Here is a 22,903-nt window from a genome sequence, read left to right as displayed (position 1 = left end):
CCGTGATCGTTCGCTCAGAAAAAAAGCAAAACGGGCAAAAAAGAGACTTTTTTGCCCGTTTTCTTAACGGAAATAGCGGTTACCGAATAAAAAGCAGTTATTGCACCTTAAACTGCTTCACCAGATCTTTTAAATCCTGACTTAGCTGAGTTAAACGTTGGGTAGATTGATCGCTGCCTTTAATAGCTCCGGCAGTCTGGTGCACTAGCTGACTGATGGTATGTACGTTTTGATCAACTTCGCCGGCTACAGCACTTTGTTGTTCTGCTGCGGTTGCTATATGCGCATTCATATCTGAAATTTGTGTTATTGAATTGGCTATATCAGTCAGAGCTTGCTGAACCTGTACTGCCAGATTGATATTCAGTTCTGCAGCAGTTTTACTTTCCTGCACAGCAGCGGTCATTTGCTGAGTGCCTTGTTGCAACTCTGCAATAATGCCGGATATTTCCTGAGTCGATTTTTGCGTTTGGTGCGCCAGAGTTCGAACTTCATCTGCAACCACAGAAAAACCCCGACCATGTTCACCAGCCCGAGCTGCTTCTATGGCCGCATTCAGAGCCAGAAGGTTTGTCTGATCAGCCAGCTTATTAATGATGTTCAATACATGGCTGATATTTTGTGAAGAGGTATATAAAGAAGAGGCAACTACCGAACTTTGCTCTATTGTCTGACTTTGAGTATGAATACTCTCAACTGAGGCTTTCATCAACTTCATGCCCTGCTCTACCAGAGTTTCAACCTGAGCTGTTTCATGATTCGCTTGTTCGGCACTTTGAGCTACTTCAGCTATGGCTGAACTCATTTGTGTAATAGCTGTCGCCACCATATCGGTTTCTTGTTGCTGCTGTACACTCTCTTTAGATATTTGCTGAGAAATACGGGCCACATCCAACGCACTTTCGTTGACATCTGCCGAGGTAACTCCCACTGAAGTAATCAACTGGCGGATTTTACCGACAAAAAGGTTAAAGGCTGTCGCCAGTGCTGCTAATTCATCTTTACCGTCATAACTGAGTTTTACCATCAGATCACCATCGCCTGAGGCAATGTCCTGCATAGCAGCAACCACATCTGTCATGGGTTTCACTACAGAACGGGTCACATACCAGCTTAACGCCAGCATTAAACCAACCACGAAAAAGACCAAGGCAGCAAGTTGTAGGACAACCTCATAAAAAGAGGCGTCCACATCATCAATATAAATGCCTGTCCCAACTATCCAACCCCAGGGCTTAAATAACTCAACGTGACTAATTTTGGGCACTTCTTCAGTGGCGCCAGGTTTGGGCCAGTTGTAGAACACCGAATGTGAACCATCATCGGCCACACCATCAGCCATGTTCTGAAACAACAGTTCGCCTTGCTTATCTTTGAAGTCTGCAACACTTTTACCGTCCAGATCGGGCCTGAACGGATGCATCAGCATAGTGACCTGCTGATCGATGACAAAGTAATAGTCGTTCTCTTTGTAGCGAAGGGATTTCAGTTCGGCTAACACCAGTTGTTTAGCTTTGGCTTCGTCTAACTCACCAGTGCCTACTTTACCGTGATAGTTATTGACTAAAGCAACTGCGACCTGAGACAAATAAAGAGTGGAGAGGCGTTTCTCTTCCAGAATACTTTGCTTTAAACCAGAAAGGACTAACCAGCACACCAGAAGTTGCCCCAGCACGGCTACACCAACTATCGCAAAAAGACGGGTTTTGATGCTCAGACTTCTTAACATATACCACCTATGCAACAAGACGTAAATGTTTGTTTTGTTGAGAGTAGGCTGAAGATAAAAAATAGCAAGCACAGAAAATTAACAAAAATTGGTTCAGAAATACCTTCAAGAGCGGAACTGAAAAAATTAAAGATTTATTGGAGAAAAGTAAGGCTGTAAAACTGAGGGAAATTCATTTTAAGAGAGTTGGTGCCGGGGGGGGGACTCGAACCCCCACGCCGTGAAGCGCTAACACCTGAAGCTAGTGTGTCTACCAATTCCACCACCGCGGCAACTCAATTTGTCTCTGTCAACGAAGTTTTGGTGCCGGGGGGGGGACTCGAACCCCCACGCCGTGAAGCGCTAACACCTGAAGCTAGTGTGTCTACCAATTCCACCACCGCGGCGCAAAGCGTCGTTGACGGCGTGCATGTTATGCGTCAAGTGGGCAATCGTCAACTGTCTGATGCAAATTTTCAGTTGTTTTCACCGTCACTGCTGAAATATTCAACAAAGTGTTGGCTTTTGAGTCGGATACCCAATTAAAAAGCAGACAAAAAGTAAAAGGCGAACTGATGCTCGCCTTTTACTTAGACTAAGCCTTGTGCTATCAGTACTTGGCTTTTTTAATTAAACCAATTTCTTCCAAACGCTGCATCAGGTAGTCATTTGAATTAATAGGTTCAGGGTAACGGTTTGGCTGTTCTGCTGTGATACAGCTATCCAAAGTTTCAATCACGTAATCCGGATTCGGGTGCATAAAAAACGGAATAGAGTAACGGGGTTGACCTGCAGCTGCTCCTGCCGGATTCACCACGCGGTGAGTCGTCGAGGGTAACAGGTGGTTGGTCAGGCGTTGTAACATATCGCCGATATTAACTACTATAGTACCTTCAATAGTAGTGACTGGTAACCAGCTGCCATCACGACGCAGAATTTCCAGACCCGACTCGTGCGACCCCACCAATAAAGTGATCAGGTTGATATCTTCATGCTGACCAGCACGAATAGACTGAGTCGAAGTATCCTGGATAGGCGGATAATGAATTGGGCGTAAAATTGAATTGCCATAGTTCACTTTGTCTGCAAAATAAGTCTGATCCTGCTTTAAGAATAAAGCCAAAGCTTCCAGTACCGTATTGCCTAAGTTCTCAAGCGCAGAGTACAAACCGTAAGTTGCTTCTTTGAACTCTTCAACTTCAGACGGCCACAGGTTTGGATACAAACTTGGGTGCGGCGCCGGGCCTGATAACTCGCGGCCAACGTGGAAGAATTCTTTTAAATCCGGATGATTACTGTCTTTGGCCTTTTCAACACCAAATCCCGTATAACCACGTGCTCCACCCTGTCCTGGCACATGGTACTTTTGTTTTACTTCAGTCGGTAAAGCAAAAAACTTCTTAATTGCTTTGTAGGTATTGTCCACAACTTCATCCGGGATACCGTGACCACTAATGCCACAGAATCCAAACTCAGTGTAGGCCTTGCCAATCTCGGCGACAAAGGTGTCTTTGTCGGTGGCAAACCGTCTGATGTCCAACGTAGGGACTTGTTGTTGAGTCATAGTTGCAACCTATGTATCTATGTTTAACTTAACGAAAAGAAAAAGCCTGCTATTGCCGCACTCATCAGGTTAGCCAGAGTGGCAGCTAATAGAGCTTTCAAACCCAGCTCTGCAATATCTGACCGACGATTCGGAGCCATCACTCCTAAGCCACCTAACAGAATGGCAATCGATGAGAAGTTTGCAAAACCGCATAAAGCGATAGTCACGATAATTTGTGTGTGTTCACTCAACTGTCCGGCTTTGACATACTGGATAAAATCCAGGTAAGCCACAAACTCGTTGATCACTAATTTCTGGCCGATAAAGCTACCTGCCAGACGGGCTTCTTCCCATGACACACCTAAGATGAATGCCAGTGGTTGGAAAATATAGCCGAAGATCAACTGCAGGGTTAAACCTTCAAATCCAACTAAAGTGCCAACCCAGCCGATTAAGCCGTTCACCAATGCGATCAAACCAACAAAAGCCAGCAACATAGCGCCAACATTTAATGCCAGTTGCAAACCACTGGCAGCACCTGAAGCGGCAGCGTCAATCACATTGGTATTTTGTTCCATCATACCAATGTCAGTTAAATCATTTTTTGGAGCTTCGGTTTCTGGCAATAACAGTTTTGCCATCAGCAATCCGCCCGGTGCAGCCATAAAACTGGCGGCGATCAGATACTTCAGTTCAATGCCCATACCGGCATAACCTGCCAAAACAGAACCTGCCACTGACGATAAGCCACCTACCATCACCGCAAATAATTCAGAACGGGTCATGGTTGGAATAAAAGGACGAACAACCAGCGGCGCTTCTGTCTGACCAACAAAGATATTGGCTGCAGCACTCATAGATTCAGGACGACTGGTCCCTAATAGCTTTTGCAAACCCCCACCTAATACGGTGATGATGATGCGCATCACACCAATGTGATACAGCACAGCTATTAAAGAAGAGAAGAAGATAATGACCGTCAGCACATGAATGGCAAATACAAAGCCATATTTCTGAGCGCCTGCATCACCAAACAAAAAGATGATACCGGACTGAGCGTAAGAAATAATATTGCCGACAAAGCCTGAAATGCTTAAAAGCACATCTTTACCAAAAGGCACATAAAGTACAAAAGCACCAATCGCCAACTGGATCACAAAAGCACCAACTACGGTACGCCATTTGATGCGGTTTCTGTTGGCCGAAGCCAAATACGCAGTTACTAAGATGGCAAGAATGCCAACCAAACTCATCATAGTTATTCCTTGGATATAGGGTCCGGCCATGAAGGCGCAGATTTATTGTTCTTGTGATGCCAAATCCTAGAATAGCATCAAAAGATCAAGTAGTTACAGTTTCCGAGCGGGGGTGTTCGTAACCAGTACTGGTTTTAAACACCTGGAGTTGCTGTTCTGGGGTTGTCTAAACTTGACGTTTTGCCGGGCGATTATAACAGAATTGAAAAGCTTGCAAAGCAAATGTTGCAACAGGAATATGGATGAAAGCGACGGCCAAAACTGATGCCTGGCCGTTGCTACTCATTGTAAATCTTGTGGTTATTCCTGTAGTAACTGGCGAATTTTGGTCTTGATAATATCAATCGCAATTTCGTTTTTGCCACCTCGGGTCACAACTAAATCGGCGTATTGTTTGGATGGGTTAATAAACTCAAAAAATGCAGGGCGTACGTAGTTTTCGTATTGTTCTGTAATAGAACTCAGACTACGGCCTCTGTCTTCCATATCGCGTTTAATACGACGTAACAAACAAACATCCAAAGGCGTATCCATAAAGACGGTAATATTAAACTGCTGACGTAATTTATCGTCGGTCAGTAATAAAATACCTTCCACTAGCACCACCTTCGCCGGATGCACAGTAATAGTTTCAGCTTTACGGGTATGAGTTTTATAACAGTACTGCGGCATAGATACAGACTTGCCATCTTTTAACTGCTGTAGATGTGATGCCAGTAATTCATGCTCAAAAGCGGCAGGATGATCGTAGTTGGTTAAGGTGCGCTGATCAAAAGACAAATGCGCCTGGTCTCTGTAATAGGCATCTTCAGCCAATACAGCGATGCGCTCGCCACCCAATTCAGCAACCAGTTCCTGATACACAGTAGATGCAAACAAACTTTTACCAGAGGCCGAGGCGCCGGCAATAGCAATAATGGTACTTTTTGGCAATTACAGTTACCTCATAAAAACGCGAATGCTGCAGATTATCTACGATTTGGCATGAAGGACAAAATTTATTATCTGATTTCACAAAAAAATACACGATTTTAATGAACTTTCCTGAAGCTACTATTTTGTCATGATTTTTTAATAATTAGACTGTAAACTGTACACATACATGTATTTCAGAGCTTAAGGAACTCTATTTCAGAGCCTAAATGCGACATGTTAATAACTTAATTTAAAACAAAAACTTCAGGAATGAACCATGGCAAATAAACTAAAACTCAGTCAAATTGCGTTTGCAGTTGCGGCTACTTTGGGTGTCATTGCGCCTTTGCAGGCTCAGGAAACATCATCAAATATCACTGGTCGTATTATGACTCCAGCAGGTGCACCAGCTGCAGGCACAACAGTGACAATCATCCACGAACCTTCAGGCACATCAAAAAGTGCAACTGTCGGACAAAACGGCTCGTTTTCAGCCAAAGGTCTTCGTGTTGGTGGCCCTTATAAAGTCATTATTGATTCTCAGGAGTTCCAGGACACCACTGTTGAAAAAGTTTTTTTAAACCTGGGTGAAGCTTACAACATCAATTTAACGCTGAAAGCACAAAACATTGAGACTATCACAGTCACTGGTTCACAACTGGCATCCAGCGAATTTGGCAACACTAGTCCGAGCTCTGTATTTAACCTGGATGATATTGAAAGTGCACCGTCGGCTGACCGTGACCTGAAAGATTTAGTCAGAATTGACCCTCGTATTTCTATTTCTGAAGACAATGGCTCTGAATCCATTATCTGTGCCGGTAGCCACCCTCGTTTTAGTAGCCTGACTGTTGATGGTGTTCGGATGAACGACAGCTTCGGTTTAAATAACAACGGTTACCCTACAACCCGTATGCCATTCTCATTTGATGCTATCGACCAGGTTGCAGTAGAGCTGGCACCATTTGATGTGCAATACGGCGGTTTTACTGGCTGTAACATCAACGCCGTAACAAAATCAGGAACAAACGAGGTTCATGGCGGTGTTTTCTATGATTACACTAACGATTCACTTCGTGGTGATGAAGCTGGTGACGACAAGTTCGATTTAGGTAGTTATGACGTAAAACGTTACGGTATTAACGTAGGCTTTCCTTTAGTTGAAGACAAACTCTTTGGTTTTGTGTCTTACGAAAAGCTGGAAGGCGCACAAATTTTTAGTTATGAAGCCCTTCAAAACGGCTCAGTAACAATGGACGAAGTTAACAGAGCTATTCAGATTTCCCGTGACGTCTACGGTTATGATGCAGGCGGCTTGCCAGCGTCAGCACCTGTTGAAGACGAAAAGCTGTTAATGAAGTTGGACTGGAACATCAATGATGCCCACCGTGCTTCATTGGTCTACAACTACAATGATGGTTTTGAAATCGATCAGTCTGACGATTCGAGTGAAAACCTGGCACTGTCGAACCACTTCTACAAAAAGGGCGCAACTCTTGATTCTGCCGTTGTATCCTTGTATTCAGACTGGACAGAAAACTTCTCCACTGAATTACGTTTAGGTCATACAAAATTAGAGAACTTACAACGTTCTATTGACGCTGCAAGTGGTTTTGGCGAAGTTCAGATCTCATCTTTAGAAAATGGTGGCACTATATTCATTGGTCCAGATGACTCTCGTCAATCTAACGAAATGGATTGGACTAACGATACCATCAAACTTGCCGGTACTTATTATTTAGATGACCACACCATCACTGGTGGTTATGAAAGTGAAAGTTTAGATGTGTATAACTTGTTTATGCAACACACTATCGGTGAATACCGTTTTGGTGGTGACCGCAATCGCAATACTGTTGGTGGAGCCAGTGGTCTTGACGATTACGAGCTGGGCATAGCGGATGACGTGTATTACAACAACTCAGCTGGCACAAATAATCCAATCGATGCTGCGGCCAACTTCTCTTACACAACCCATGCCGTTTATGCACAAGATAAATGGGTCATGGACGACCTGACATTGATGTTTGGTGTTCGTTATGACTGGATCAGCAGCAGTGATACTCCTAAATACAACGAATTGTTTGAAGATCGTTACGGCATCAGTAACCAGGCAACTTTCGATGGTAAAGATTTATTCCAGCCTCGTTTTGGTTTCAACTGGGCAGTCAATGAAAGCTTTGAAGTACGTGGTGGTATAGGCCTGTATTCAGGTGGTAATCCAAATGTCTGGTTGTCTAACAGCTATTCAAATGACGGTATTACCAACATCGACTCATACAGACCTGATGTCAACATTCTGGACGCAGCGAAATCAGGCAATGGCCAGGCCATTTATGACCCATTGCAATCTATGGTCGATCAGGTTACGGCCAACAATCCACTTTTAGGTGAAGAACCATCAACAAATGCTGTAGATCCTAACTTTGAAATGCCTTCAGAGTGGAAATACAACATTGGTGCAACCTATGAAACTGAGAATGAATATATTTTCTCAGCCGACATTCTTTACAGCCAAAAACAAGACTCAGCTACTATCGTTGACTTAAGTAGTTTTGATACTGGTGAAGATACCATTGATGGACGCCCTATTTATGCAAAAGAAGTTTTAGGTGTAGATAGCCGAGGCCGCAACGTCACTCGTAACAGCCGCTACAGTGATTTATTGCTGACCAATGCTCCAGAACATGGTAGTTCTACAACTATCTCTATTGCAGCGAAAAAAGAGTACGACTTTGGTTTGGATGCTCAGATTGGTTATGCTTATAACAAATCTAAAGACTACAACCCAATGACAAGCTCTGTAGCATACTCAAACTTCACTAACATTTCTGTATCTGATCAGAATGATCCTGGTGTTGCAACGTCAAACTATGAGATACCACATAACTTTACATTAAGCCTGCGTTACACTGCAGAGCTGATCGGTGGTTATGACACAAGATTCTCATTGTTTGCAAACCGCAAAGCAGGCCGTAACTTCTCATACACCTTTGACAACTTCCAGCCTGGCACAGACTTAGCTGACTATCGTTCACTGATGTACGTTCCAACATTAGAACAGTACGGCAATGACGTTGTATTTGCATCAGCCGATGTGGAAGCAGCTTTTGACCAATTTATTTCAGACGCAGGTTTAGAAAAATACCGTGGTAAGATTGTGCCTCGTAACGCAGGCGAGTCTAGCTGGTATACCCGTGTTGACTTTAAAGTGGATCAGGAGTTACCTGGATTCGCGGAAGGCCATTCTGCTAACGCATTTTTTGTTATCAAAAATCTGGGCAATATGCTGAATAGTGATTGGGGCGTGCAACGTCGTGGTCCTTTCAACTCTGCCTCAGTTGTTGATGCAGAAATGAATGATGATGGTACTTACACCATTAATAACGTGTCACCACAAAACGCTGCTGAATCAGTCTTCCAGGTTGGTTCTCTGTGGGAAGTTGTAATGGGCGTAAAATATCGCTTCTAAGACATAGTTATTCAAAATAAGTCTTAACGACTGAATTTTGTAGAACTAACCTGAAAAACCGATGGTTCTTACCGTCGGTTTTTTTTATGATGCAAACCAGATCGGTTGTGTTGCTTGGCTCTGAAGTCAGGCCCCAACCCGAAACATGGAGCAAAATGTGAAACTCACTTTATTACGCAGAGTATTAGCCATCACTTTCATCTTTTATCATGGAGTATTAATGGCGTCAGACCAAATAACCATCGCAACTTTTAATGTCAGTATGGAATCTGAGAATTATCTGGCGAAAGGCGTTGCAGGAAGTCCACAGGTATTGAGTACTCTGCTCGCTGAAGGAAAGCATCCACAGATCAAAAATATAGCGGCCATTATTCAGCAAAATCAGCCGGATATCCTGCTACTGAATGAGTTTGATTACATCGAAGACCCTGCGGCCGGGGTACAGTTATTTATCCGCAATTATTTAAATAAAGCGCAAAATGCTGATGGTAAAACCATTGATTATCCGTATTTTTACTACAGTACAGTCAATACAGGCCAACCCAGCGGTTTTGATTTGGACAATGACGGCAAACTGACCAATAAAGGCGCTGATGCCTGGGGTTTTGGTCAGTACCCAGGCCAATACGGCATGATGTTGTTATCAAAATTCCCGATAGACAGCAGTAAAGTAAGAAGCTTCCAGTACTTTAAATGGAAAGATATGCCAGGTGCTTTGCAAACGACAAAAGCTGATGGCTCGCCCTGGTATAGTCCGGACGCCTGGCAATTAATGCCTCTTTCATCAAAGGCTCATTGGGATGTACCTGTACTGGTGAATAAAAAACCTGTGCACTTGCTGATCAGCCACCCTACTCCACCTGTGTTTGATGGCGAAGAAGACAGAAACGGTAAACGCAACCATGACGAAGTACGATTTTGGACTGATTATCTGAGCCCTGAAAAAGCGGGGTATATCTATGATGACAGAGGGCAAAAAGGTGGCTTGGCCAAAGATAAGCGTTTTGTTGTGTTGGGGGATTTAAACTCATCCCCTGTAGAAGGAAACGCTTATAAAGAAGGTATTGGTAATTTGCTGATGCACCCAAGAGTCAACAGCAGCTTCACGCCACAAAGTGCCGGCGGTAAAGCGCATAGCCCTCAAAGCCCTTATGGTACCACTCATACAGCAGGCTGGCGGATGAGAGCGGATTATGTATTGCCTTCCAAAGCAGGTTTTAAAGTGTTGTCCAGCGGCGTGTTCTGGCCAGCGGCTGGTCAGCCATTTTATGAACTGGTGGCGGATCGTGCGGCAAGCTCTGATCATCGTTTAGTTTGGGTAAAACTTAAATTAACCAAGTAACATAAGCCACATACTCGAATTCGGCATCGTATGCAGCCTTAGTGTCGTCTCTGGCTGCAATCGCCCTATCAAGAAGCCCTCAGTTAATAGTGCAGTCAAATTAGTAAATGTTGGTAACAGCAAAAACCACCGCGTCAAATCACACAATTATTTCAAAATAATTAAACACAAAAAAAACATTTGTATTGATTTTGCATCCAGCGTTCCATTAGATTACAGCTGAGTATTTTTATGATCACAAGGAAACGGTACCATGAAAACTTTTAAGAAACTCAGCGTAATTGCGGTACTGGCGGGTTTGGTGCATGCGAGCAATGTATCAGCACAAGTCATCGATCCTAGTAGCCAACTGACTATGCAAACCAGTAATGTATCAGCACAAGCATTTACGCCAATAACTCCTGAGCAATTCGCTAATAATATTTTAGATAATTTGAAAAGTAAGATTCTATCGAAAGTTCAGGGTCGTTTAACTTCAGTGCTAATGAGCGCCATATTCGGTTTCGGGAGTAATAACTCGGGCGCGTTAAGTGAAACTGCACTTCAGCAAATCCGACAAGTCATTAGAGATGCCATTATCAATGCTGATACTCATGAATCACAGGCTTTGCTTGAAGCATTAAATCTGTCATTAAACAATTATCATGAAAGTGCCAAACTCGGAATTTTCGATCATGTCATGTTATCCAACCTGGTTAGCGACAGCCATAAACTTACAACCCACAGGGTTTTCTCTAAAAGTTACAATAGCCAATTTTTTATGAACACCAAAATTTATATGATGGTGTCGAGCTTGGCAATTGCTATTTACACTGAACAATTTTTACAAGAAAGAGTTTCAAAAGCATATATATCATCAAGAGCTAAAGAATACGCAACAGCTCTTGAACGTATGAAGAATGAAGCAATTCACTATGTCCACAGTAACGTATATATGGTTTCTTGCGGACCTTACGAGTACGTTGTCAGGTGTGAGTATTGGAATGGACTACGTAAGACTCCAGGATATTACAAAGAAGAATTCGCTGAATCAGACTATGCAGACGGTCTACCGATACTTCACGAACAGCAAATCAGAGACGTTTATATTCAAACCCTGATAGAGGGGATTGATTCCAGCATTCTGAAGCTAAAAACACTGTAACTTGAAAAAGCAAGAGACCAGTGATTGGCCTCTTGCTTAACTATATTTTATTACTTCTGCTCAGCCAGTGGCGCGCTGTAAGCAAGCTCCATATCCCATGGCAGCTGGATCCAGGTGTCCTGTTCAATGTCTGTCACGTAGTGATCCACCAGCGGTTTACCCTGAGGTTTGGCATACACAGTGACAAAACAAGCTGTTGGAAAATGTTCCCGCAGCGCTTTGGCTGTTTCACCTGTATCGACCAAATCATCCACTATCAATAAACGTGGGCTGTCGGCCAAAGCCGCATCTTTCAACACTTTTAATTCACGTTGCTGATCATGGTCGTAGCTGGATACACAAATGCTGTCTACTACACGAATATCCAGCTCACGCGCCAGAATAGCTGCAGGTACCAAACCACCACGGCTGACCGCAACTATGCTGTCAAAATCACGCTTTAGTAAGCCTTTTGCCAGTTCTTTAGTTGCTCTGTGAAAGGCTTCCCATGACACATAAAACATTTTGTTAGTGGTCAGTGACATAACAGTTCCTTAAACCAGAGCCAATGCGATTTCAACCATCTCATTAAAAGAGGTCTGACGCAGTTCAGCACTTAAAGCTTCGCCAGTACGAATATGGTCACTGACGGTCATAATGGCCAATGCTTTAATACCAAATTCTGCAGCAACACCATATAAACCAGCAGCTTCCATTTCAACGCCTAAAACGCCGTACTTTTCCAGACGATCAAACAAAGTTGGATCCGGGTTGTAGAATAAATCAGAGGTAAATAAGTTACCTACTTTCACATCTATGTTTTTAGCCCGGGCTGCTGCTACTGCCCGCTCCAGTAGACCATAATCAGCTAAAGCAGCAAAATCCAGGCCGCCGCCTAAACGGTTACGGTTCACATTAGAATCTGTACTGGCGCCCATAGCTATCACTACATCACGTACTTTTACGTCCAGTGGCAAACCACCACAGGAGCCAATACGAATAATGTTTTTTACACCATAAAACTTGACCAGTTCAGTGGCATAAATCGACATAGATGGAATGCCCATACCTGAGCCTAATACGCTGACTTTTTTGCCCTGATAAGTACCAGTATAACCAAACATATTACGTACTGTGTTCACACACTCAACATCCTGCAAAAAGGTGTCGGCAATATGTTTTGCGCGCAGCGGGTCGCCAGGCATTAATACGGTTTCTGCAAAAGCGCCTTCTGGCGCATTAATATGAGGAGTTGCCATGAGTTACTCTGAATTAAGAAGCTAAAAAGGATTGGCCATAAGGCATGGCCGCTAAATGAAAATACTCGGCCATGGTTTGGCCCATATCAGCGAAACTTGCTCTTTCGCCTAAATCTTTGGCAATGCGGTTTTTGCCATAAAACAGCACTGGTACATATTCGCGGGTATGCTCGGTGCCTGGCCAGGTTGGGTCACAACCGTGATCAGCAGTCAGTAACAACACAGCATCTTCGTCCAGTGCCGCCATAATTTCCGGCAAACGACAGTCGAAATACTCCAGTGCTTCACCGTAACCTATAGGGTCGCGGCGATGACCATAGTTTTGATCAAAGTCGACCAGATTGGTAAAGACCAAACTACGATCTGGTGCTATCGCCATTTCTGCCAGCGTTGTATCAACCAAAGCAGCAAGACCATTGGCTTTCACTTCTTTGCTGATGCCCTTATGTGCATAAATGTCTGCAATTTTCCCAATGCTGATGACTGTCCCACCAGACTGAGTCAGTGTATCCAATACAGTAGGAGCCGGAGGCAACACTGAATAATCTTTTCTGTTGCCTGTGCGGGCGTAATTATTTGCCGTTGTACCGAGGAAAGGACGGGCAATCACCCGGCCAATATTGTAACTGTCTAAAAGCTCACGAGCGGTTTCACAGAACTGCAACAGCTTTTCTAAACCAAAATGTTCTTCATGAGCAGCCACCTGAAATACACTGTCAGCCGAGGTATAACAAATAGGTTTACCGGTTTTAATATGCTCGTCGCCCAGCTTGACCAGAATGTCTGTGCCTGAAGCATGGCAGTTACCCAGAATACCCGGCACACCAGTGCGACGCACCAGCTCGTCAATCAGTTCAACAGGAAAGCTGTTTTGTTTGTCGTGGAAATAGCCCCAGTCAAACAGCACAGGCACACCAGCAATTTCCCAGTGACCACTGGGTGTATCTTTGCCGCTGGATAGTTCGCGGGCATAACCATAGCTGCCAAGCAAAGTTGGGTTATCCTCTACCAATGCCATTTCACCACTGGCTGCAAAACCTGCTTTGACTAAACCTAAACTGGCCAGATTAGGTAATTGCAGCTGACGGCCTTTGGCCTGAAAAAACGCTTTACTGATGCTGGCAAAAGTATTGGCACCGACATCACCGAATTTATCAGCATCGGGTGCACTGCCTATTCCAAAGCTGTCCATTACTAAAATTACTGCCTTTGACATACTTACCTACCTATTACATCAAGCCTCAGCATATAAAATGATCATGAGGTTCGGTACAGCCAGCCACAAGTGGCAAAAATTAAAAAGGGCACGCAGCTTATGCAAAAACGTGCCCTTTGGCAATCCCATATTTTACATTCTGCTAACTGATTTTGAATTTACCTACTAAACCAAACAAGGTATCAGACAACAGGCGGATTTCATTGGATAAACGATCGTTATCTTTGGCAATGTCACCAGCTGCACTGGCCTGATCATGCAAAGCATAGAGGTTTTTAGTGATTTCCTCAGACACCAGCGCCTGCTCCTCAGTAGCAGCTGCAGTTTGAGTGGCCATATCATTCACTTTAATCGAAGACTGCTGTAACTGACGAAACACCTGCTCGGCCTGAGAAAAACTACTGACGGTCAGATCAGCATTGGTTTTACCACTGCTGATGGCCGTTGCAGCCTCATTAACACGACTTTGCAGGGCCTGGATCATTTCCTGAATATGATTGGTGCTTTGCTGAGTTCTTGAGGCTAAAGTACGAACTTCATCGGCCACCACAGCAAAACCACGACCTTGCTCACCAGCGCGGGCCGCTTCAATGGCGGCGTTTAAAGCCAACAGGTTGGTTTGTTCGGCAATACCTCGTATCACGTCCAGCACTGAGGCAATGTTTTCAGAACTGTTTTCCAATTCACCTGAACAGGCCAGAGCTTTGTCTACGTCTTTGGTTAAACTCGCCATACTCTGAGTCACGCTATTCACCACCACCAAACCACGCTCGGCATTGATTTTAGCTTCGTCCGCTTCATGAGCCGAATCAGTGGCGACTTGCGCCATTTCTTTATTCGCCAGCGTCATCTCATGCACTGCACTGACAATAGAATCGGACGCCACATTGAGTGAACGGGTAATATCATTGGTTTTAATAGCTGACTCTGACAAAACTTGTGTCAGTTTGCTCAGCTGTGCCGCCTGCTGCAGCACTGAGGCTATCAGTTGGCATAAGTTGGCTACAAAACCATTAAACTGGCCTGCTAAAGCGGCAAATTCATCCTGAGAATTAGTATCCAGCCGGGCTGTTAAATCACCATCACCTGAGGCAATTTCCGATAAACGAGCTGTTAGTGTATTAATTTGTGTGGTCAACGACTTAGGCACGCTGTAACTAAACCAGCCAGCTACCAGCAATATGATAAGGGTAACAAGGTAGGTCGTATTCTGGAAAAAACTGATTTCGGCAGTTAAATCTTGTTGTTCGCTGACAGATTTAGCCAGCGCCGCTTCGCCCGCTTTATCCAATACAGTACGCAAAGCGCTAAACTGATGTTGCTCTTCAGCTATTAAATCTGCCGCTGCACTGCCACTTTTACTGGCGTTCAGCAAAGCAACAGCACTTTGATACCACTTCTGATAGTCCTGCTCAAAGCCAGAAAACTGTTGTTTGACGTCAGGATAATCTTTTAACAATTGCAAATACTCATTAAAACGTTGTTTCACCTGTAGGGCATTTTCTTCCACTTCAGCTTCCAGTATGGAGCTGTCGCCTTGTTTAGTCAGGTGCATAATAGAAGCCAGTTTGGCCTGATATAAGTCACGATCCGCATTTAAAACAACGGAGATAGCTTGCAGAAAATTATCCGCCTGAACCGCCAAGGCGCTCTTCTGCAGACCAGATAAATAACTGAACATGGAAACCACAATCAACAAGGTCAAAGCCAGAATAAGCATAGGTAAAGTGCTTTTCACTCTGATACTGTGCAGGTTCATAAAGGGTCCTTATGACAGGATGAACATTTTACTAAGTATTGATAACAGAATGACTTTTTGCCAAATTTCGTAAAAAATAGTTTTAATCTTTGTAAAATCAGTATGCTGGCGGATAGCAATGAACTGAACCCAGACTACAGCGTATAAAGCAGTAAATAAATTGATGGAGTTGGGTCATGAAAACAGCAGTAATCACAGGAACAAGTCGCCGCCTTGGTGCTTATCTGGCAGAAAAGCTTAGTACAGAAGGTTATCAGGTGTTTGGCCTCACCAGACAATTAAACCCAGCTCAGCAGTATCTGACTCAAATAGTTGTAGATTATCAGTCGGCCGATTCAGTGATGTCCGCTATCCGTCAATTACAACAAAAAGGTGACATAGACCTGTTGATCCATAACGCCTCTTTGTTTGAAAAAGACGAGTTACATGCTCATGACAGCATAGATTTTTATCAGGCGTTATTTGCCGTACATATGCAACTGCCAGCACTGCTGAACCAACACTTAGCACCACAAATCGCCACAACTCAGGGCGGTGGTTTGATTGTGCATATCACAGATATTTACAGCGAAAACCCTAATCCGGCTTTTTCATTGTATTGCAGCACCAAAGCCGGGCTTGAGAATTTAATGAAGTCGGCGGCCAAAGCTTATGCACCAAAGATAAGGGTTAACAGCATTCAGCCTGGCCCTATCATGTTTTTGCCAGAGCACAGCAACAGCGAAAAACAGCAGGTGATGCAACAAACTTTAATTGCAGAAGAAGCCGGCTTCGAGCCAATTTATCAGGGCGTCAGGTTTTTGATCGATAATAAATTTGTCACTGGCCTCAGCCTGAAAATAGATGGCGGCAGGTCGCTCGGAAAATAACTGACAGCCCAACTGAATAGGCGCCTGTTTGCTGGCAGGATAAAATACCTGCTGAATATAGGATTCTGTCAGTTCAGTTTGCCATACCTCTGACCAGCATTGCTGATACCAGATAATATCCAGATCACAGCTGCGATCTTTGACACTACGTCGTGGATCGCTTCTGTCCCGTCCAAGCAATTCTTCAACACGGCAGAGCTCTGCTTTTAATTGTGTTGCTGGCAATTCGGAGCGCAGCACCAGCACTGAATTGATAAAGACATGATTAGATTCCACCAGTTCAGCCTGAGTATAAACCCGCTGGTAGAGGTAGATCGAACCAAAGATTTTGGTCAGAGTACTGACTGCTGCTGCAACATGCTGTTCAGGCTGAATATTTGAACCTATCGAAATCACATAATACATAAACTTCCTTGTTATTCAGCCTGTTGCTGTATCCGTTTGATATTCTCTGCTTAACACCACCCTCTGCCCCTGCTGAGCAAAACCTGCAAAGTGTTGTTCGACCATCTGCCGATACTCTGGCCAATGATCTTCATAACTCATTAAATAGGTTTTTTTACAAAGCTCAGGCGGATACAAACTCAGCAGCGAATGCACCGAAGCATGCACAGGATTGTAGTCCGTTAAGGTCACATCATGAAAAACCAGATCCGGTTTTAACTGCAGTAAGAGTTGCGGAACAGCCACAGTGTCGCCGGAATAAAAAACACTGTGGTTAATCATCAAGCCAAAACAGACTTTTCCCGGCGTATGAGACACCCTGTGCAACTGATAAAGGTTACCAAAAAGCTCGAATTCTTCTTTGTGTAACAGCTCCAGTTCAAAATAATCAGCAAGCTCATTTTCACCTTCGCCATTTTTTGCCAGCACGCCCTTTAAACACTGATGCCATAACTCGTCATACAACTCATGATGCAAAATCAGCCGGGCTTTTTTATGGTATTTGTAACGGCCTTCATTCGCCAGCCGCTCCAGGCCAAACACATGGTCGGCATGCACATGAGTAATAAATACTGCATCAATATCCTGTAACTTTAAACCCTGAGCCTGTAAAGCGGGTTTGATAGTGTAACCACAGTCAATCAGCACATTTCCCTCAGAGTTGGTGATCAACGCATTGTTATTAAACAAAGTATCGGATTCTGAATGGCCACAGCCGAGAATTAGCAGTTCATTGGAGTTGGACAACATCATTTATTTCTACCCAAAGCAAAGTGCATTTATAGTACGGCTTTTGTCACGGATTGTATCACTGCTTTAGCGGATCTTTTTTACCAAAGCAGTTCTGATCACTTACTGTACCTTAGTGCTATAGCGGCATCAGCCTAAAGTAATCAGAATGCTATCAATCAAGTTTTAGCCTTTAAAAGGACAGTTCAGATGAAAACCTTGCCTTTTGTTATCTCCTCTTTTGCTTTTGCGCTGAGTAGCGCAGCTTCTGCCACTTTACCGCCATTAAAACTGAATTTAGACCAAACCACAGTGTCGGGTTTATCCAGTGGTGGTTATATGGCAGCGCAGTTTCAGCTTTCGCATGCCGATTGGGTCAAAGGTGCAGCTATAGTGGCAGCTGGCCCTGTGTATTGTGCACAGAATAATTTAATGAACGCGCTGGATCACTGCATCAACAAAGTCGCGAGCCCTATCCCTTTGGCTGATCTCAATAAGCAGTTAAAAGACTGGTCAGTTCAGGGCTTGCTGGCGTCTGAAGCAGAGATTAAACAAAGCAAAATCTGGTTACTACATGGCACTGCCGATCAAAAAATCAGCAAAGAAGTGGCTGACGCCCTTTATCAGCAGTACAAAGAATGGCTGCCGACAGCACAGCTAAGTTATGTGAAGGATAAAAACTTTGCTCATCATATGCCAACACTAAAGGAAGGCAGTGCTTGTGACAGCTCCGAAGCGCCGTTTTTAGGCCAATGTAATTATGATGCAGCAGGGGAAGCGCTGACGTTTATTCAGCCCGGTTTAAAAGCCCCTGCCGAAAACAGCAGCGGCACTGTTTATCCAATTGAACAGCAAAAAATAGCAGGCGACCTGGCTGATACTATGGCTGAACAAGGTTTTGTCTATGTGCCCAAAAGCTGTGAGCAAGGCCAAAGCTGTACTTTACATATCAGTTTTCATGGCTGTAACCAGCATGCCGATGCGATAGGTATGGCTTATGTTGAAAAAGCAGGATTTAACCGCTATGCCGACAGTAACAATATAGTGGTGCTGTATCCACAAACTCGCGCATCAAACCTGATGCCAATGAATCCACAAGCCTGTTGGGACTGGTGGGGTTATACAGATGCCAACTATGCCAACCGCAAAGGTCAGCAAACTCAGGCCGTGGTGAAAATGGCCCAATTTTTAGCTCAATGAATTGAGCGACATAAAATCTAACCTCAAAGCCGGGCTTTTAACCACAAAGCCCTTTTTGCTAACTGCGCTGTTGTCGCCTCTTTGTTTTCTGTTAGAGCCCAGCGTGGATCAGCACTAAAAGTCACTTGAGTGCTGTAGTTTTTACCCCGGCTGCTAAAACTCAGCTCTGCTGTATCTCCCACTTTGTAATAGGATAAAGCTTTGTCCCACTGGGCTTTAGAACTTAATTTATACCGCCCCAACTTTAACAACATATCTCCTTTGTCTACACCAGCCTGATACAAAGGCGTACCTATCAGCGTATTGCTGTCGACTTTCAGCTGCTTGTCCTGCTCAAGCAAAGTGGCTGCAGTTAAAAAAGCTTGTTCTGGTTGAGCTGGCGCTAACTGCAACCCCATAGCGGCAAATAAAGTTTTGAAATCAGGTAATTGCTGTCCATTGCTCCCGTTGATATAGCTGCTGAAAAAGCTTTTGGCAAAATCCGGATTAGCCGTCAGTGTTGCCAGAGCCTGCTGCAAATCCTGCTCAGTGTAAAAGCGGCCGGTTTTACCAAAGTCCTGCCATAACTTTCGCATCAGCAAATCAAGGTTCAGTCCTTCAAACTCAGTACGCAAAGTTAAATCCAGCGCCAGACCCAATACCTCGCCATAGGTGTAATAAGAGATAAAGCTATTGGCGTAGTTGGTCGGGTCCACAGATACAGCAGCATCAACAAAAGGAGCCAGCTCACTCATCCCTGTTGCAGCAAAAAACTGCCGGCCTGGTGATAGTTGCACTCTGTTCAGTGCAGCTACTGTTTTCTCCAGATAAGTGGCTAAATCAAAATGACCAGTGCGGCTTAAGGTTAGTTTGCCGTAGTAGTTAGTCACCCCTTCGGCAAACCATAAATTGCGGCTCATATTGGAGCGTTGAAAATCAAAAGGTTCTAAATCAGCAGGACGCAAGCGCTCTACATTCCAGGCATGAAAAAACTCGTGCGACAAGGTTTCGATCTGAGCGTAGTTCGCCTCCAGCAATGAACGCTCATCGGTCAGGATAGTAGAGTTGCGATGCTCCATACCGTCCCCATCCACATAAGGCAGGTAATCGGCAATAAACACGTACTGGCCATAATCAAACTTCGGGTATTCACCAAAAATCTTTTGTTGCTCTGCCACTACAGCTTTGGCTTTTTCAGTGAAGATATCGAGTTGTTGCTCTGTGCCCTGATGATGCATAACCAGATGAATAGTGGCTTCAGACAGATGATCTGCGACTTGCCAGCTGCGGCTGCTAAAAGCACTTAATTCAACCGGACTATCCATCAGATACTGCAGATCGGGTGCTGTATAGCTGCCGTCGCTCTGTAACTGCAGCTGAGTAGCGACTTTCCAGCGCGGATCGGGCAAGTTGAACCTTAAGGACGATGGCGAAGTTGCATAGTCATTCGAAAACAACAAGGTAGCAGGCATATTTAAATGGGCATGAGACCGGTCTATTTGATTGTAAGTGCCATCGGCTCTGTCGCCGTAAAGCCGGTAATTCACAATCACAGTGCCATCATGCTGGCCCACTGACCACTGACCTAGGCTGATGCGCCGCAGTGGTAATTCTTTGCCTGTACTGTCCGTTGCTTTTAAATCGTAGATATTTTTGGCAAAAGCATGAGCAGCATAACGACCAGGTGAGGAGCTACTCATACTCAGCAACAGATTGGCCGAGCTGACAGCGTCAAACCTCACCTGAATGGCAGCTTCATGATGCGCCGCATTAGCAAATGATAACTGATAGCTCACTGCAGGCTTAACTGAGGTTTCTGCCGCCAACAGGCTGAAACTGCACAAAAATACAGAAGACAAGGCAAAAGACAGGCGCACTACAAGTTCCTTTTATTAAAAGTGACGCTTTACCATAAAACAATTGCTTTCAGACTCCAATCTGGTTTTTTGCTCTTCATCGCAAAAATAAAGCCAGACAAAGAATTTAATCTGCGAAAGCGGATAAAGCTGTGGTGCAGAGTCTTGTGCTGTTGAATAATAATGCCTGATGCAGTGAAGAGGGAGCAGTCAGGTGGTTCAGGCAGTTATTTTTGATATGGATGGGGTACTGATAGATTCTGAACCTTATTGGGCTGAAGCAGAGCAGCATGTGTTTCGTCAACTCGGCGTAACACTGGATCCGGCTATTACGTCACAAACCAGCGGTATGACCACCAGAGCTGTGACTGAACTTTGGTTTAAGCATTCGCCCTGGCAGGATTTAAGCATTGAACAAACCGAACAAGCCGTTATTGATTACGTGGCTTTGGCTGTGCTTGAACGTGGAGTGGTGAAAAAAGGTGTAGTGGAGCTGTTGCAACAACTGCAAAGCTGGCAAATTCCCGTAGCACTTGCCACCAACTCCCCTGCCTCATTAATGAATACAGTGCTGGATAAATTACAAATTCGCTCTTATTTTCAGGCGCTTTGCTCTATTGAACTGGTGACACAAGGCAAACCTAAACCTGAAATTTATCATCTGGCAGCCAGCAAACTGGGCGTGGCTTCAGAACATTGCCTGGTATTTGAAGACTCAGTCACAGGTTTAACCGCAGCCAAAGCGGCAGGCATGAAAGTAGTAGCCCTGCCAGCCAAACACCACTGGCACAGGACTGAATACGATCAAGCCGAAAGTCGCTTAACCTGCTTTAGCGAAATACAGCCAGCACATTTTCAGGCCTGGGGGTTCACGGGCTTATAGCAACTGTGTGTCTTGCCGATGGGCGGCTCTGAACTGTGCCGGACTTTGGCCTGTATTGGCTTTAAAGGCGGTATAAAAAGACGAGCGGGCATTAAACCCCACAGACATAGCTATGCTTAACACTGAATCATCGCTTTGTTTGAGCTTTTGTTTGGCGGCTTCTACACGAGCCTGATTCACATACTCAAAAAATGATAGCTGCAGCTGTTGATTTAACGTCTGAGATAAATAGTGTGCTGGTACAGCAAGATGTTCAGCCAGCTTGTATAAGGTGAGTGTGTCATCCAGATACAACAACTCAGACTGCATAGCTTGCTGAAGCTTGGCGGCAATACGTGCAGACTGTTGCTCGCCCAAGGCTGAGCGTTGGTATTTTGTTGTGTTTTGCGCTGCATCTTTGGTTTCAGCTTGATCAGGCTTTAACTCTTCAGCTTCAGTGGAAACAGTCTGTAGCTTATAGGTTTCACTAAAACCCGGTTGCTGCGTTAAACCACACCAGGCGACTAACCAGACCACAAGTAACAAGCAAAACAGCACCACGACATCCGACAAACAGACAGAATTCATGCGATCAGCCAGCATCAGGTTCAGCACTGCATAACTCCAGCTGAACAGAAGCAGCAGCACCAGCATTTCCAGCCAGACCATCCGTTTACCGCTGTCTTCGGCAAACACCTGCCGCAGCTTTCGTCTGTAACTTCTGACCCTGCTGAGCATCAGCCAGAAGTAAAAACAACTTTGCCCCAGCCATAACAACACCGCCGCTAGAAATACGATAGCAACCAGCAAAGTGTAACCAGCCACATCTGACGCCTCAGAAAAAAATAACAACTGCTGTTGTTCATAAGACAAACTCTGGATCAGCACCGCCAGTACCCCGGCAAAAACCAAAGGTAATACATGCCAGCCATCTGCACCTTTGAAGCGCCAGGGCTGCTCTGCAGTTAAAGCTTTGATGTAAAACCACAAGGCAGGATTCAGAGCAAAAAAAGCCAATGGCATCAGCGCAATGTACGCAAAAACCAATGAAGGCCACAGGGTAAAAACCACAGGCCCAGTGGCAATAAAGGCCAATGACAAAAGCACTATGAGAAGCGGTATCAGGTGCTTATTCTGCTGCAGTTGCAATCCAAAGTAAGGCACAAGCATCAGCACAATACCCAAGGCCATAGCGGCAAAAACCAACTCAAGCATCAACAGACTTCCCTACCTTGTCGTTTGCGATGAAGAACCTCATCAGTCTAAGTAACCTGAACTCGGGATAAGCAGCGCCACTGAACGGGCATCTTTTCGGGCCTCTCAGTGTTGCTTTGTCTAACCATAGCGCGCTATGGCGTACGACAAAAC

18 protein-coding genes and 2 tRNA genes are annotated in these 22,903 nt (G+C 44.6%); 6 read left to right on the top strand and 14 right to left on the bottom strand.

Translation table 11 applies throughout. The features are described 5' to 3' along the window. Window positions 1-97: 97 nt before the first annotated feature. The 6 genes from RHEIN_RS13980 to udk form a co-directional block, all read right to left on the bottom strand. Entirely contained in the window at window positions 98-1,729 is a 1,632-nt protein-coding gene (locus RHEIN_RS13980) for a methyl-accepting chemotaxis protein (RefSeq protein ID WP_008899624.1), read from the bottom strand. A gap of 187 nt (window positions 1,730-1,916) precedes the next feature. Then, window positions 1,917-2,001, bottom strand: a tRNA-Leu gene (locus RHEIN_RS13975). Between the two features lie 29 nt (window positions 2,002-2,030). Further along, window positions 2,031-2,115: transfer RNA gene (locus RHEIN_RS13970), tRNA-Leu, on the bottom strand. Window positions 2,116-2,318: 203 nt separating this feature from the next. After that, window positions 2,319-3,272, bottom strand: a complete 954-nt coding sequence (locus RHEIN_RS13965) for an isopenicillin N synthase family dioxygenase (RefSeq protein ID WP_008899623.1) — start codon at window positions 3,270-3,272, stop codon at window positions 2,319-2,321. Between the two features lie 23 nt (window positions 3,273-3,295). After that, window positions 3,296-4,510, bottom strand: a complete 1,215-nt coding sequence (locus RHEIN_RS13960; RefSeq protein WP_008899622.1) for a NupC/NupG family nucleoside CNT transporter — start codon at window positions 4,508-4,510, stop codon at window positions 3,296-3,298. 300 nt (window positions 4,511-4,810) lie between these two features. Further along, window positions 4,811-5,443 carry a uridine kinase gene (udk, locus tag RHEIN_RS13955; protein WP_008899621.1) on the bottom strand — a complete coding sequence of 211 codons (633 nt, stop codon included), beginning with the start codon at window positions 5,441-5,443 and terminating at the stop codon, window positions 4,811-4,813. Window positions 5,444-5,702: 259 nt separating this feature from the next. On the opposite strand from udk, the gene RHEIN_RS13950 reads away from it, so the two are divergent. The 3 genes from RHEIN_RS13950 to RHEIN_RS13940 all read left to right on the top strand — a co-directional run bounded on the left by RHEIN_RS13950 (window position 5,703) and on the right by RHEIN_RS13940 (window position 11,383). Continuing rightward, the gene (locus tag RHEIN_RS13950; RefSeq protein ID WP_008899620.1) at window positions 5,703-8,897 is read left to right on the top strand and encodes a TonB-dependent receptor; all 3,195 of its coding nucleotides are present in this window, start codon (window positions 5,703-5,705) and stop codon (window positions 8,895-8,897) included. Between the two features lie 157 nt (window positions 8,898-9,054). Continuing rightward, entirely contained in the window at window positions 9,055-10,239 is a 1,185-nt protein-coding gene (locus RHEIN_RS13945) for an endonuclease/exonuclease/phosphatase family protein (protein ID WP_237704369.1), read from the top strand. A gap of 253 nt (window positions 10,240-10,492) precedes the next feature. Then, complete coding sequence (locus RHEIN_RS13940; RefSeq protein WP_008899618.1) at window positions 10,493-11,383, top strand: hypothetical protein; 891 nt, start codon at window positions 10,493-10,495, stop codon at window positions 11,381-11,383. 50 nt (window positions 11,384-11,433) lie between these two features. Here the strand turns inward: RHEIN_RS13940 and gpt are convergent, their stop codons facing one another. The 4 genes from gpt to RHEIN_RS13920 form a co-directional block, all read right to left on the bottom strand. Further along, on the bottom strand, window positions 11,434-11,907 hold the full coding sequence (gene gpt, locus RHEIN_RS13935) for a xanthine phosphoribosyltransferase (RefSeq protein ID WP_008899617.1): 474 nt from the start codon (window positions 11,905-11,907) through the stop codon (window positions 11,434-11,436). Between the two features lie 9 nt (window positions 11,908-11,916). Beyond that, a complete protein-coding gene (gene deoD, locus RHEIN_RS13930) occupies window positions 11,917-12,621 on the bottom strand; it encodes a purine-nucleoside phosphorylase (RefSeq protein WP_008899616.1) in 705 nt (234 codons plus the stop codon). Between the two features lie 13 nt (window positions 12,622-12,634). Further along, window positions 12,635-13,837, bottom strand: coding sequence for a phosphopentomutase (locus tag RHEIN_RS13925; protein ID WP_008899615.1), 1,203 nt, complete (start codon window positions 13,835-13,837; stop codon window positions 12,635-12,637). Between the two features lie 142 nt (window positions 13,838-13,979). Next, the gene (locus RHEIN_RS13920; RefSeq protein ID WP_008899614.1) at window positions 13,980-15,596 is read right to left on the bottom strand and encodes a methyl-accepting chemotaxis protein; all 1,617 of its coding nucleotides are present in this window, start codon (window positions 15,594-15,596) and stop codon (window positions 13,980-13,982) included. Between the two features lie 176 nt (window positions 15,597-15,772). Here RHEIN_RS13920 and RHEIN_RS13915 point away from each other — a divergent pair, with 176 nt between their 5' ends. Further along, a complete protein-coding gene (locus RHEIN_RS13915) occupies window positions 15,773-16,465 on the top strand; it encodes an SDR family NAD(P)-dependent oxidoreductase (protein WP_008899613.1) in 693 nt (230 codons plus the stop codon). Here the strand turns inward: RHEIN_RS13915 and RHEIN_RS20730 are convergent. Together RHEIN_RS20730 and RHEIN_RS13910 are read right to left on the bottom strand one after the other, a co-directional pair. Then, on the bottom strand, window positions 16,346-16,870 hold the full coding sequence (locus RHEIN_RS20730) for a 2-amino-4-hydroxy-6-hydroxymethyldihydropteridine diphosphokinase (protein WP_008899612.1): 525 nt from the start codon (window positions 16,868-16,870) through the stop codon (window positions 16,346-16,348). The genes RHEIN_RS13915 and RHEIN_RS20730 overlap by 120 nt on opposite strands. 15 nt (window positions 16,871-16,885) lie before the next feature. After that, on the bottom strand, window positions 16,886-17,662 hold the full coding sequence (locus RHEIN_RS13910; protein WP_008899611.1) for an MBL fold metallo-hydrolase: 777 nt from the start codon (window positions 17,660-17,662) through the stop codon (window positions 16,886-16,888). Window positions 17,663-17,848: 186 nt separating this feature from the next. Between RHEIN_RS13910 and RHEIN_RS13905 the strand changes: the two genes are divergently transcribed. Then, window positions 17,849-18,838: an extracellular catalytic domain type 2 short-chain-length polyhydroxyalkanoate depolymerase gene (locus RHEIN_RS13905; RefSeq protein WP_008899610.1), complete on the top strand. Its 990-nt coding sequence runs from the start codon at window positions 17,849-17,851 to the stop codon at window positions 18,836-18,838. A gap of 23 nt (window positions 18,839-18,861) precedes the next feature. Here RHEIN_RS13905 and RHEIN_RS13900 read toward each other — a convergent pair whose 3' ends face one another. Continuing rightward, window positions 18,862-20,694 carry a M61 family metallopeptidase gene (locus RHEIN_RS13900; RefSeq protein ID WP_008899609.1) on the bottom strand — a complete coding sequence of 611 codons (1,833 nt, stop codon included), beginning with the start codon at window positions 20,692-20,694 and terminating at the stop codon, window positions 18,862-18,864. Between the two features lie 193 nt (window positions 20,695-20,887). Between RHEIN_RS13900 and hxpB the strand changes: the two genes are divergently transcribed. Beyond that, the gene (hxpB, locus tag RHEIN_RS13895; protein WP_008899608.1) at window positions 20,888-21,556 is read left to right on the top strand and encodes a hexitol phosphatase HxpB; all 669 of its coding nucleotides are present in this window, start codon (window positions 20,888-20,890) and stop codon (window positions 21,554-21,556) included. Here the strand turns inward: hxpB and RHEIN_RS13890 are convergent. Then, on the bottom strand, window positions 21,551-22,750 hold the full coding sequence (locus RHEIN_RS13890; protein ID WP_008899607.1) for a helix-turn-helix domain-containing protein: 1,200 nt from the start codon (window positions 22,748-22,750) through the stop codon (window positions 21,551-21,553). The two genes, hxpB and RHEIN_RS13890, sit on opposite strands and share 6 nt — an antisense overlap. Window positions 22,751-22,903 lie beyond the last annotated feature (153 nt).

It is taken from the genome of Rheinheimera sp. A13L (assembly GCF_000217935.1).
Taxonomy (GTDB): Bacteria; Pseudomonadota; Gammaproteobacteria; order Enterobacterales; family Alteromonadaceae; genus Pararheinheimera.
Note: the sequence above shows the minus strand (reverse complement) of the source record. Positions and strands in the feature narration are given on the sequence as shown.